Origin of the sequence: Cognatundibacterium griseum (assembly GCF_014284195.1) — a bacterium.
In the GTDB taxonomy this organism is placed as follows: domain Bacteria; phylum Pseudomonadota; class Gammaproteobacteria; order Burkholderiales; family Burkholderiaceae_D; genus Undibacterium; species Undibacterium griseum.
The window spans coordinates 254108-267530 of sequence record NZ_JACOGC010000001.1 but is presented as its reverse complement, the minus strand read 5'-3'; the positions used below and the strand labels follow the sequence as shown (position 1 = coordinate 267530).

Annotated in this window: 10 protein-coding genes; 5 read left to right on the top strand and 5 right to left on the bottom strand. The window is 56.4% G+C overall.

The features are described 5' to 3' along the window. Positions 1-4: 4 nt before the first annotated feature. The 5 genes from H8K27_RS01060 to H8K27_RS01040 all read right to left on the bottom strand — a co-directional run bounded on the left by H8K27_RS01060 (position 5) and on the right by H8K27_RS01040 (position 7065). Complete coding sequence (locus H8K27_RS01060; RefSeq protein ID WP_408058413.1) at positions 5-409, bottom strand: type 2 periplasmic-binding domain-containing protein; 405 nt, start codon at positions 407-409, stop codon at positions 5-7. A gap of 19 nt (positions 410-428) precedes the next feature. Continuing rightward, on the bottom strand, positions 429-1622 hold the full coding sequence (locus tag H8K27_RS01055) for a hypothetical protein (RefSeq protein WP_186861386.1): 1194 nt from the start codon (positions 1620-1622) through the stop codon (positions 429-431). 338 nt (positions 1623-1960) lie between these two features. Then, positions 1961-4174 carry a TonB-dependent receptor gene (locus H8K27_RS01050; RefSeq protein WP_186861385.1) on the bottom strand — a complete coding sequence of 738 codons (2214 nt, stop codon included), beginning with the start codon at positions 4172-4174 and terminating at the stop codon, positions 1961-1963. Between the two features lie 147 nt (positions 4175-4321). Beyond that, entirely contained in the window at positions 4322-5785 is a 1464-nt protein-coding gene (locus H8K27_RS01045) for a metallophosphoesterase family protein (protein WP_186861384.1), read from the bottom strand. A gap of 101 nt (positions 5786-5886) precedes the next feature. Beyond that, positions 5887-7065, bottom strand: coding sequence for a serine hydrolase domain-containing protein (locus tag H8K27_RS01040; protein ID WP_222610559.1), 1179 nt, complete (start codon positions 7063-7065; stop codon positions 5887-5889). A gap of 114 nt (positions 7066-7179) precedes the next feature. Between H8K27_RS01040 and H8K27_RS01035 the strand changes: the two genes are divergently transcribed. The 5 genes from H8K27_RS01035 to H8K27_RS01015 all read left to right on the top strand — a co-directional run bounded on the left by H8K27_RS01035 (position 7180) and on the right by H8K27_RS01015 (position 13391). Then, complete coding sequence (locus tag H8K27_RS01035; RefSeq protein WP_186861383.1) at positions 7180-8445, top strand: glycerate kinase type-2 family protein; 1266 nt, start codon at positions 7180-7182, stop codon at positions 8443-8445. A 209-nt stretch (positions 8446-8654) separates the two neighbouring features. Then, positions 8655-10223, top strand: a complete 1569-nt coding sequence (locus tag H8K27_RS01030; RefSeq protein WP_329604323.1) for an ABC transporter ATP-binding protein — start codon at positions 8655-8657, stop codon at positions 10221-10223. Next, positions 10216-11280 (top strand): ABC transporter permease, encoded by a 1065-nt coding sequence (locus H8K27_RS01025; protein WP_186861382.1) that lies wholly within the window; start codon positions 10216-10218, stop codon positions 11278-11280. The genes H8K27_RS01030 and H8K27_RS01025 overlap by 8 nt, the downstream gene beginning before the upstream one ends. Before the next feature lie 4 nt (positions 11281-11284). Beyond that, positions 11285-12196 carry an ABC transporter permease gene (locus H8K27_RS01020; protein WP_186861381.1) on the top strand — a complete coding sequence of 304 codons (912 nt, stop codon included), beginning with the start codon at positions 11285-11287 and terminating at the stop codon, positions 12194-12196. Positions 12197-12251: 55 nt separating this feature from the next. Continuing rightward, positions 12252-13391 (top strand): BMP family ABC transporter substrate-binding protein, encoded by a 1140-nt coding sequence (locus tag H8K27_RS01015; protein WP_186861380.1) that lies wholly within the window; start codon positions 12252-12254, stop codon positions 13389-13391. Positions 13392-13423 lie beyond the last annotated feature (32 nt).

Below are 13423 nucleotides of genomic sequence, written 5' to 3'. Positions count from 1 at the left end.
CGCATTACGGCAGTGTTGTCACCACTTTCACGCTGGAATCAACGGCAGATTTTTCAATATAGCCGATGCCGGTCGGATTCCCGGCCACGGCCTTTTTCACTTCGGCACTGGAATGCAATTCCTTCGGCGCAGCTGCCTTACCGGTAAAGACCAGCTTGGACCAGATCGCTTTGACTTCAGACAAATCCTTGTCGCTGACTTTTTTATAAAACTCCGCCCGGATCGATGCGCTTTCTGCCTGATCCACAGGTGTGAACATGGTGGATTTACCCAGGAAAAACTGGGATGCCTGCGCAGCTGTCATCGCGGTTGCCGGGTTAGCAGGATTCACAATCACCACAATCTCAGCCGCGCTGACACTGGCTGCCAACGCCAGCATGGAGCCTGCCAGTACGATACGTTGCAACATGTTATTCATTCCTCACTCCTCAGAATACAAAATCGACCGCTGCGGCAAATACATTCACAGAACCGGCAAAGTTCGGCTTGGCATTAATAAACGTACCCGGACCATTTTCAGGAGACATGCGGTCGAACTGTAATTTCAGTGCAGCAGATTTGTGGAAGTCCCAGCGTACGCCCAGGCTGTTGCTGGTCTGGATCGGTGAAGCCGATGCCAGGGCATTCGCACCATAGGTATACGCCAGCAAAGGCCCTGCGGTTGGCGTACCGGCCACGGTGCGCGGGCTGTCCTGCTTGGCGGATGCATGCACGACATACGGGAGGAAGGCACCCATGCGGTAGCCGAACATGGTGTACCAGGACGATGTTTCGGGAATCGCCAGGCTAGCGGATTTACGCTTGCCGTACTCAGCCTGTACCACGATGTTTTTATAATCCAGACCCAGGCCAACCGATGTAAATGAAGCCTTGGTATCCTGCACAGCAATGCTGTCCGCAGCGGCGTTATAGCCGTACTTGCGCAGACCGCCGACCAGCAGATTCAGATTGGCGGAATTATCGACTGTGACATTGGTATCGACACGACCAAAACGCAGCGTCAGCGGGCCATTTTCCAGCACCACGTTCAGGCTGGACAGTTTTTTGAATTTCGCCGTGTAGGAAGAACGGCTGTCAGAATCGGTGACGCCGTAAGACAACTGGGCAGTAATATTCGTTTCGCCGACAGCCGTCTGATAAATACCGTCGATGCCATCAACGCTTTCCAGAATCACCTGGGTATACATTTCAACCGGCGGACGCAGCATAGTGTTGGCATAACCGACATTACGGTAATCAGAAATCATATACACCGGCAGACCGACGCGTCCCAGACGCAGGCTCAGGCTGTCATTCACTTTGGCTTTGGCAAACGCCCATGCCAGCTCGGCACCGAAGTTATCGGTCACGTTCTTGCGTACCAGCCCCTGCCCGGTGAAAGACAGCCAGTCGTTGGCTTTGGCAGTCACCTGAATACCGAAATTGGAATCAACGCCGGTTTTCGCATCCGTCGTGACACCGGCCAGCTGGTTGGGACGGGCAAATTCCGCGTCCGACGTATTGGTCCGGGTCAGGGCAGCCGTACCAAAACCGCTGATGGTGATATTTGAACTGTCATCCGCCCAGGCACCAGACACCGCCGCAGACATTGCCAATAAGGCCATAAAAGGTTTTAATTTCATGCTATCTCCTTGAAAGTTTCTTCATTTTATTCCTGCAAAGTTTTTCCTCAAAGCATCATTTTTCGAGTAAACCTTCAGAAAATCCGCTATTCCGGTCTGGAATCCGCCACTGGTGAACGGTCAATCGTGCAACAGCAACCCGTTAAAAATGGGGCGCCGTACGAGATTGCCTGATACAAAACGTTTCATATACCGATGATTTCACAGTAAATCAGGCCTATCGCAGCTACCAGAGAATTTCACTTTATCTTACAAATCCGTGGCTAAATAAATACAGCTTCTGAAAAAAAACGGCATGCCAACAGGCATGCCGTTTTTGCTGACGGATAAAAGCGTGATCAGAAATCAGCGCTGACCGAGACGCTCCAGCTGCGTGCTGGCTGGAAGGTGTACTGATCAAAGGCAGTGCCTTTGCTGCTGGCAGAGATCGATGTCACATCCTGCTTGTCGAACAGGTTATTAATGCCAACCTGGGTTTTGAGGTTTTTGACCAGTGTGCCCAGGTTTTTCCAGCGATAGCCGACTGTCAGATCCGTTGTCATATACGCCGGGATTTTGTAAGCCGCTGGCTCGCCATCCTTCGCATACTGATTGCCGACATTTTTCGCTATCAGCGAACCGTACAGACCATTTGCTTTATACAACAGCCCGAGTGCAGCGGTGCTGTCAGGCGCTTTGGCGATCTGCAGACCAGTATCCTTGGCTTTTGCACTGTTGACTGAGCCATTTGCGTGTACGGAAAAACCGCTGCCCAGATAATAAGTGACTGCCGCTTCCAGACCTTTGTAGATAACACCGCCCTGGTTGTAGTACACCAGATCGTTACCGGTGCCGGTAGAAGCAATCTTGTTGTCAAAGTCGATGTAGTACACATCGGCATCAAATGTCAGGTTGCGCGCCTGGTGCACCACACCGATCTGGTAGTTGTTTGAAGTCTGTGGTTTCGGTGCGCTCAGTGAAGGATTATTCACGTAGAACATGGACAGATTCGGCACCAGGAAACCCCTGGCAATCTGCGCGTAAGCGGACATTTCCTGATTGATGCTGTAATTGGCCGTCAGGAATGGCAGCGTCGATGTGTACGTCTGCTCGGCACTGGTCGGAATACGCGTGCCCTGGTTCACAGTCGCATCCAGCTGGCGTGTGAAATGGCTGTACTTCAGACCTGGCGTGATTGTGAGATCCTTGGTTGCTGCCCATTCAAATTCCACGAAAGGCTGATACTGCTTCCAGGATGAACGCTGGTCGTAAGAAACGCTTTTCGGTGCAGTCGCTTCTTTCGGGTTCGGCACACCCAGCGTCCAGTCGATGTCGTAGGTATGACGGTTGGTGTTGGCGCTTTCCAGCCAGACGCCGGCGCGCAGCAGGCCGGCGCTCAGCTGGTTCGTGGCTTTCAGAATATCGCCGGTAACGCGATAGGAATTGAGCTTGTTATAACCCGGCACATCCTTGTTACCGGCAGGACCCGCTTTGGTGCCGTTGGCCGTCGCACCGCTGGCATCCTGACCGGAATAGGTGTCGTTGTTGTAAGCATAGGTATACAACGTGTTATCCAGATTCCAGCCTGCCAGCTTGGACTGCAGACGAATGTAGTCAAAATCCGTGGTCTTATAGTTAAAGTTATAACCGTAATAATTCTGACTGGTCGGATCGTTGTTCAGCGCATAATTTTTACCGAACTGCGCCATCTGGCTCATCGTGACACCAGCCTTATCCGGCGTGTAGCTGTTGATCTTGTTGTAGGTCGAGAATACGGTGACTGTCGTATCGGTTCCCAGACGGCGCTGCAGTTTGAACTGATAATTGTCTTCCGTCACGCTGCTGTAAGTCAGGTAACCGTCAGTCGTCATGCGCGAGGCATTGAACATCATCATGGCGTTGCCGTAGTTCTGGAGCATACCGCTGTCGATCTGCGCACCATACATGCGGGTATTCCATGAACCGAAGGTGGAATACGGTGTGAAATGGAAATCCTGCGACAACTCTTTGGAAAACAGATTGATCGATCCGCCGAAGGTTGCCTGGCCCAGATTGCTGGCGTTGCCAGGACCACGCTCAATCACCATACCGCCGATAATGCGGGCCGGGAAATAAGAGGTGGAGTGATGCGAAGGATCATTGGTGTCACCAAAAGGGATGCCGTCATACGTCATGTTGTATTCGCCATCCTGGAAGCCGCGCAGCGTGACCTTGGTTTCAGACAGGCCAGGTCCGTTGGCGGAAACACCGGAACCGACACTCGGGGCAATCCGCGCCACCGCGTTGTAATCCGCCAGATCAGTGACGGATTGTTCGATGAAGGTCGCAGTAATGATGGATTGTGGCTGCGTCGCTTTCAGCGAGTTCTGCACCGGTGCACGATTACCCACAGAGGAGCCGCTGATCACGACTTTGGACTTGATCGCTTCCGCATCGAGTGCGGAGTCGGATGCGGCAGTCTCATTTTGGGCCACGGTCTGGGCATGCACATTCTGATGTGCCATCAGAGTCAATGCCATCAGCACGTGGGCGGAAATCATGTTCCGAGCAAACGCTTGCTTATTACGCTTCATTGCCTTGCCTTCCATTTATTAACTGGGTAAGAAAAATGGAAAGTCTAGGAAGACGATATGACAAGATAATGAATTGATATGCTTTCTACACAACGTTACAAAGCAGGGGCATATTCCCCCCTGCTCTGTTGTTTTATCGCACACAGGTTAAGAATTCACCGCCCGGCAGACGGTTTTTCGGTTTTGCATGCGGCATTCGGTGATCAGCTTGCCTTGCGTATTCCATGCCTGAATCTTCCACGACTGCAGCTCACGCTCCATCGTCATGAAACCCACGTCGTTGGAATTGCTGAAATGCTCCAGTGCAGCTGCGCTATACGGTGTTTTTCCCGTCACGGCAGTTGCCGGTAATGGCATATCCAGCGAGGAACCGCCATTGCCGGAGACAAACTGCGTCGGGTGACCGCTGGAAAAAGTCAGTGCCTCAAACAGATGAACATGGCCGGACAAGGTGGCCTGCACCTGAGAAGGAAACAGCTGCATCGCATTCAGATTCTGCAACACGTCCTGCAGAGCGGCATTGCCCGGCCAGACAGACAGCTGACCGTCTTTTTTCTTTTCCACACCAAAACCGAGGATAGGATGGTGATTCATGAAAATATTAAAATCCGCTTTGGCTGCCAGCGCATTCACGGTTTTGAACTGCTCCATATACGTCCGGTAAGGAACATCCTCTTTGGCCAGCACTTTATTCGGCACTTTGGAAGAATCAAACACGATCAGCTGCGCAGCTTCATTCCCGACTTTGCCCAGCGGCACCGCATAGGGTGCGCTGTAATCGCCTTTCTGGTCATTCTCCGCCAGATTGCAATCGCGGCCCGCCTGCAAAGGACGCGGGTCCAGCAAGCGCCACCAGCCCTGCCCGGCACGCAGGCAGGACTCATGGTTGCCGCGCACCATCACCCAGGGTGCAACCTGCAACAAGGCTTTTGCCGGATCAAAGAAATCGGCTTTCCAGGTATCCCAGCCATATCCCCACGGGCTGCCGGCGCAAGCCGGATTGCCGTCAGGGCAGGCATTTTCACGGTAATGATAGTCACCGACATGGATCACCAGATCGGGATGCGTCTGGGCGGCTGCCTGTACCATGCGGCGGAAAGCCCACTTGTCGCTGTCATTACAGGACTGGAAGTAATTGTCAGCCAGTTTCATCCGGCAGCCGGTATCGCCGATGACCACGATTTTCTGCACTGTCGCCTTCGGCACGGCCAGTTCGCGGCCAGCGATGCTGGCGTGGCTGATACCCGGTTTCAGCGGCGCTTCGCATACCATTACCGGGAATGCCGATGGCTTGGAATTATCCGGGCTGCTGGCTGTCTTGCGCTGGGCAATCGTTTCAGGGCGGGCACGCACCTGCATGCTGTCCGCTGTGCCATCCTGCAGCAATACCGGGCATTCGGCAGCGCTTGTCACGGCGCGCGCCACCGGCTGCCCCTGCTCGCCCAATACCACCCAGGTGTCCAGCAAGGCGGAAGGATTCTGTAACGCCACGGCCGGCAGCTGGTTTTTCCCTGCCAGTTCCGGCGCTGTCGTGCTGCAACCGCTCAACACACCCGCAGCCACCAAGGCGACGGCAGCAAAAGAAGATCTACTGAATAAAGGTCCGTTCAAAATTTTCCCCTATTAAAAAATCATGCATTTCTGACAGGATCATAATCCAGAAAAATGTCAGCTACATGAAGTCTGCCTGCGCAGGCGGGCTGGCGCGCTGCTCAGCGGATGCCCAGCGCGGCGTAAGCCTGGCGCTTGAAGTCAAACGAAAACGGATGCCAAAAACTCATCAGCCGCTGCGTCATCAGGATGCCGGCAATATTGTGGCGCGGAGAAATCCACCAGTGTGTTCCGGCAATGCCGCCCCATTCAAATTCTCCTTCCGAACCGGGAGGGTCAATGGATGACGCATGCAAAGTCACCGCGCCACCCAAGCCAAACCCTTTGCCCGGCACATCGCCGACACCGGGAAAGCGAATTCCCATGCCATGCGGCAGATGATTCTGCATCATCAGATCAATCGTCTCCGGTTTCATGATCGTGTCGCCGCCCGGCATCAGACTGCGCATCAGCGCCAGCATGTCGTGCAGACTCGACACCAGCCCGCCGCCGCCCGATAAGCGGGCCACCGGCATCGTGAATGCGCCGGGATAAGGCGATTTGTCCAGTCTGCGCAAGCCCCGCTGCAACACATTCGCCGGATCGCTGCCGCCGTAGTAGGCTGTCAGCCTGCCCAGATCACGTTCGGGAACATAAAATCCGGTATCGTCCATGCCCAGCGGATTGAAGATGCGCAGCCGGATGAACTGCTCGAAATTCCGCCCGCTGGCCACTTCCACTACCCGCGCCAGCACATCGCTGGCAATCGAATATTCCCAGGCTTCGCCGGGATGAAAACTCAGCGGTAATTCTTCCAGCACATTAATCATTTCCGCCAGCGTCTGAAAGGCGTTGAGCACTTTGCGTTCGTTATAGGCTTTGTACATCAGGCTGCCATGATCCAACAGGCCGTAGCTCAGGCCCGAGGTGTGATTCAGCAGTTGACGGATGGTGATGGACGAGCGGGCCGGCTCGGTATCGTCGAGACTGGTGGCCCCCTGCCGCAGCACGCGCCGTCGCCCGAGTTGCGGCAGATAGTCCTCGACCGGGTCGTCCAGCCCCAGCCGCCCGTCTTCCATCAGCAACAAAATGGCCATCGAAGTCACCAGTTTGGTGTTGGAAAACACCCGGAACAGATGATCCTCGCGCAAGGCAATGCCGTTTTCGCGGTCGGCCCAGCCGCTGCAATGCAGATGTACCAGCTCCCGCCCCGCCAGCACGGCTGTCGATACGCCGGCCAGGATTTCCCGGTCGACATATTTTTGCATTGTTGAATTTACTTCACTGAAATCGTAGGACATATCGCTTATGATGGTTCGCTGTTGCGGCGCCAGGACTGAGCATGCACTACCGTGGCGCCTGAGCCTGTTAAAGAAGCCATCATCTTACCTGTATTCACCCACAGAGTTTTCACCATGACTATTGCATCGCCGCGTGATTTTTTACTTTCCCTGTACCAGACCGCCGTCGCTGCAGTCAGCGCCAGCCAGTGCCTGCCGGCATTTCTGCCGCCACCACCGTCCGGCAGGACGATCGTGATCGGCGCAGGCAAAGCCGCCGCCGCGATGGCGCAAACGGTGGAACAGCACTGGCAGGGCGAGCTGAGCGGATTAGTTGTCACGCGTTATGGACACGGTGCCCGCTGCGAAAAAATTGAAGTCATTGAAGCGGCGCATCCGGTACCCGATGCTGCCGGTCAGGAAGCGGCTAAACGCATTCTCGCCATGACGCAGGGTTTAGAGCGGGAAGACCTGGTACTCTGCCTGATTTCCGGTGGCGGCTCATCGCTGCTGGCGCTGCCAGCCGAAGGCATCACGCTGGAACAGAAGCAGGCCATCAATAAAGCCTTGCTGAAAAGCGGCGCCGCCATCAGTGAGATGAACTGCGTGCGCAAGCATTTGTCTGCCATCAAGGGCGGCAGGCTCGGACTGGCCTGCGCACCGGCGCGCGTCGTCACGCTGCTGATTTCCGATGTCCCCGGCGACGATCCCCGCATCATCGCCAGCGGTCCGACGCTGCCGGACGACACCAGCTGTGCCGAAGCGCTGGCGATCCTGCGCAAATACCAGATCGGGATACCGCCCAACATCCTGCAGCACCTTGAATCCGGCGCAGGCGAAACCCCGAAACCGGAAGATCCGCGCTTTGCCCGTCACAGCCATCACATCATCGCCACCGCCCAGCATGCGCTGGATGCCGCGGCCTACTATGCCGGCACTCAGGGCGTCGCAGCGCATATCCTGTCCGACGGCATCGAAGGCGAAGCCCGTGATATCGGTCTGATGCATGCCGCACTGGCGCGCCAGATCGCAGAAAAAGGCCAGCCATTTCACAAACCCTGTGTGATTCTGTCCGGCGGTGAAACCACGGTCACAGTGCGCGGCACAGGACGCGGCGGACGCAATGCCGAATTCCTGCTGAGTCTGGCGCATGCCTTGAATGGTCATGCCGGAATCTATGCGCTGGCCTGCGATACCGATGGCATTGACGGCTCAGAGGACAACGCCGGTGCTTACTACGAGCCTGCCTCGGCGCAGCTGGCGGCTGCCCGCCAGCTGTCTGCCCGGCTGATGCTGGAAAACAACGACGGCTATGGTTATTTTTCTGCCCTGGATCAATTAATTGTCAGCGGACCAACACGCACCAATGTCAACGACTTCAGAGCGATTCTGATCCTGTAAATATTCTGCTGCGGCATTTATAATGTCGGCCGAATACACAGCATATTCATTTGGTGATGTTCTCGGCACAACATACTCCCTAACCTGAGTCTGCAGTCGCTTTTGTTGTCACTTTGTTTTGCTATTCTGAGCAAGCGGCCTCCTTCGCCCTGAAGCGCCGCCCGGTTCATCCGCGCCCCCGGCGATTTCTCCAGATTGGAAAGGTATACGTGACTTCTTTTGCTGCCCCGGCATTATCCCGGCTGACGCTGACCGGTATCTGTAAAAGCTACCCTGCCGTCATTGCCAACGACCATATCAGCCTGAGCGTCGCCCCCGGCGAAATTCATGCGGTGCTGGGAGAAAACGGGGCAGGCAAATCAACGCTGATGAAAATCATCTTCGGTGCCGTGCAGCCGGATTCCGGCACCATGCAATGGAACGGTCAGGAAGTCAGGATCAGCAACCCCCAGGCAGCACGGCGGCTCGGTATCTCGATGGTGTTCCAGCATTTTTCGCTGTTTGACACCCTGACCGTGGCAGAAAATATTGCGCTGGGCCTGGATGCCGGCACCGACATGCAGCAGCTGGCCGCACAGATACGGCAAACCGGCGCCAGCTACGGACTGGAACTCGAACCGCATCGCCATGTGCATACCTTGTCGGTCGGCGAGCGGCAGCGGGTCGAGATCGTGCGGGCGCTGCTGACCAGACCGCAATTGCTGATTCTGGATGAACCCACTTCCGTGCTCACGCCGCAAGCCGTGCAGAAACTGTTTGTCACCCTGCGCCAGATCGCTGCCGAAGGATGCAGCATTCTGTACATCAGCCACAAACTCGATGAAATCCGCGAACTATGCCATTCCGCTACCGTGATGCGCATGGGAAAAGTGACCGGACATTGCGATCCGCGTCAGGAAACCGCCGCCAGCCTGTCGCGCCTCATGATCGGTGACACACAGGCTCCGCATCCGGCATCTGCGGCGATACAGACCGGCCCGGTGCGGTTGCAGGTACAACAGCTGAGCCTGCCCAAAGCGCATGCTTTCGCCACCGCGCTGGACAACATCAGCCTGACGCTGCGTGCCGGAGAAATCACCGGCATCGCCGGCGTATCCGGTAACGGGCAACAGGAATTGCTGGCCGCCCTGTCCGGCGAAGACCGCCGCGCAGCGCCTGACATGATCCGGATTAACGATGTCCCGGTAGGAGACAGCGGCCCGGCTGCCCGCCGCGCGCTGAAACAAAGCCTGGTGCCGGAAGAACGCCTGGGACGCGGCGCAGTACCGGAGCTGAGCCTGACCGATAACATGCTGCTGTCACAGCAAAAGCCTCCCTTTGTGCAGCGGGGCATGATCAATTTTCAGCAGACGATGCAGGCCGCCAGCGACATCATTACCCGTTTCCGCGTCAAAGCCTCCGGACCAGCCGCGCTGGCACGCAGTCTGTCGGGCGGCAACCTGCAAAAATTTATCGTCGGCCGTGAAATTCTGCACGAGCCGGAAATTTTCATCGTGGCGCAGCCGACCTGGGGCGTGGATATCGGTGCCGCCGCGCAGATTCATGCCGAAATACGCCAGCTGAGGAACCGCGGCTGCGCGGTGCTGGTGATTTCCGAAGAGCTGGATGAATTGTTTGAATTATGCGACCGGCTGCATGTGATCGCCAAAGGCCGCCTGTCTCCTGCCGTCAGGACAGAAACGGTCAGCCGGGAACAGATAGGATTGTGGATGAGTGGATTATGGGATCAGAACGGTGCTCCGGCATCTGCCGCCGAACCGGAGAACGCACATGCTTAAGCTTGAATTACGCCCGGCTTCCTCACGCTGGATGGCGTATTTTTCGCCGCTGCTGGCATTGCTGCTGACTGTCTTTTTTGGTGCATTGCTGTTCCTGACTCTGGGGAAAAACCCGTTGACTGGCTTACAGGTATTTTTGCTGGAGCCGCTGCGCAGCCAGACCGCCATTACCGAGCTGCTGCTGAAAACCACGCCACTGGTGTTGTGCGCACTGGGCTTATCAGTCTGCTATCGCGCCAACGTCTGGAACATCGGCGCGGAAGGCCAGTTAATCGCTGGCGGACTGGCGGCCGGTGCCACCGTGCTGGCTTTCGATCACCCGGACGCAACCTTGTCCGGCGCTGCGGTACTGGTGCTGGCAACCGTGGCCGGCGTGGCAGGCGGCGCATTCTGGGCATCTATCACAGCCTGGCTGCGGGACCGTTTTCATGCCAATGAAATCCTGGTGTCGCTGATGTTGACGTACATTGCACAACTGTTGCTGATGTATGCCGTCAACGGCCCGCTGAAAGATCCGGACGGCATGAACTTTCCGCAGTCCAAGGTCTTTTCCAGTGAGTTTCTGCTGTCTCACCTGTTCCACAGCCGCCTGCATATCGGCTTTATCGTGATGCTGATTGCGGCAGCAGGCATGACTGTCTTCATTTACCGCAGCTTTGCCGGTTACCGCCTGACTGTCGGCGGGCTGGCGCCGCTCGCTGCACGCTATGCCGGCTTTTCGAGCCGCAAGGCTTTGTGGCTGTCGCTGCTGATTTCCGGCGGACTGGCTGGCATGGCAGGCGCCTTTGAAGTCACCGGGCCGATTGGTCAGGTGCTGCCGTCGATTTCTCCCGGTTATGGTTTTGCGGCGATCATCGTTGCCTTTATCGGCCGCTTAAACCCTGTCGGCGCGATTTTCGGCGGCATGGTGCTATCGCTGTTTTATCTCGGCGGAGAAATGGCGCAATCCCGTCTTGGCCTGCCTTCCGCCATGACGGGCCTGTTTCAGGGCATGCTGCTGTTCATGCTGCTTGCCTGCGATACGCTGATCCATTACCGCCTGCGCTGGAAACAATAAGACTATGGAAAATTTTGCTGCTCTGATTGCCGCCTCCATCAATTCCGGCACGCCGCTGCTGATTGCCGCGCTGGGGCTGCTGATCAACGAACGCGCCGGCGTGCTGAATCTGGGTGCGGAAGGCATGATGCTGGTTGCTGCCATCATCGGTTTTGCCGTGGCGCATCAAACCCATATCCCGGAACTCGGTTTTCTCGCTGGCGCCATCGCCGGAATGCTGATGGCCAGCCTGTTTGCCTGGTTCGTGCTGGTGCTCGCGACCAATCAGGTTGCCACCGGACTGGCCCTGTCGATTTTTGGCAGCGGCTTATCCGCGTTTATCGGCCAGTCTTTTGTAGGACAGTCCCTGGTGGCTGGCAGCCACGGCATTCCGGGGCTGGCGAATCTGCCCTTCGTCGGCAAAGCACTGTTTGACCAGCACTGGATGGTGTATTTCAGCCTGTTGCTGTGTGCTGCGCTGATCTGGTTCCTGTACCGCACCCGTTCCGGACTGGTATTGCGTGCCGTGGGCGAATCACCCGAATCGGCGCACGCGCTGGGCTATCCGGTACGCAGTATCCGCTATGCGGCACTGCTGTTCAGCGGCGCCTGCTGCGGCATGGCCGGCGCGTATCTGTCGGTGGTGTACACGCCGATGTGGGTGGAGGGACTGGTGTCAGGGCGCGGCTGGATCGCACTCGCACTGACAACATTTGCGACATGGCGTCCGGCACGGGTGTTGCTGGGTGCCTTGCTGTTTGGCAGCGTCACGATTTTGCAATTTCACTTTCAGGCAATCGGGCTGGCGATTCCATCCCAGATATTGTCGATGCTGCCTTATGCGGCAACGATACTGGTGCTGGTGCTGATTTCGCGCAATCCGGACTGGATACGCCTGAATATGCCCGCCTCACTGGGCAAGTCGTTCCGCCCCTGATAGAGCGTTGTCCGCGTGCCGTTTCAATCATTTTGTTCACAGAAGGAAATCCGATATGAAAATTTCTCGCAGAAAAACCATGGCAGCCGTGCTGTCGCTGGCCGTCTTTGGCCTTGCCGCCTGCGGTAAAAAGGAAGAAGCGAAAACCGAAGCTCCCGCAGCAGCAGCCGGCGTCAGCGCTGCCAGTGCCGAACCGCTGAAGGTCGGCTTTATCTACGTCGGCCCGGTCGGCGATGCAGGCTGGACTTATGCTCACGATGCCGCCCGCAAGCTGGTGGAAGCGAAATTCGGCGACAAGGTGAAAACCACCTTCGTCGAAAATGTGCCGGAGAGCGCCGCCGATGCAGAACGGGTGATCCGCGATCTGGCAACCCAGGGCAACAAGATTATTTTTGGCACGACCTTTGGCTACATGGAAGCCATGCTGAAAGTCGCCAAGGATTTTCCTGATGTGAAATTTGAACATGCCACCGGCTACAAGACTGCCGACAATCTGGCGCAATACGATGTCCGCACCTATGAAGGCGCGTATCTGGCAGGCGTCGCCGCCGGTAAACTGAGCAAATCCGGCAAGCTCGGCGTCGTAGCCTCGGTACCGATTCCTGAAGTGCTGCGCAACATCAACTCCTTCACACTCGGCGCCCGCTCCGTGAATCCGAAAGCCAGCACGAAAGTGGTCTGGGTCAACAAATGGTTTGATCCGGGCAAGGAACGCGAAGCGGCGATCACGCTGGTTGGCCAGGGTGTGGATGTCCTGATGCAAAATACCGATTCCGCTGCCGTGGTGCAGACCGCAGAAGAGAAAGGTGTGCTGGCGTTTGGCTGGGACAGCGACATGACCAAATTCGGTCCGAAAGCACACGTTGCTGCCTCGACCATCGACTGGAGCGGCTACTACATCAAGCGCATCGGCGAAGTCATGGATGGCAGCTGGAAATCCGGCTCAACCTGGTGGGGTCTGAAAGAAAACATGATTGATCTGAAGGCTTTCAACGCCACGCTGTCGGATGATGTGAAAAAGCTCATCGCTGAACGCCGTCAGGGTGTGATCGACGGCACCGCACCGATCTGGAAAGGCCCGATCAGGGACAATACCGGCAAGGAAGTCCTGGGGAAGGATGCTGTCGCCGACGACAAATTCCTGCATGAAATCAAATTCTACGTCGAAGGCGTGGAAGGCAAAATACCCAGCTGATCCGGCATCATTGCGCTTCAGAAAAACACCGC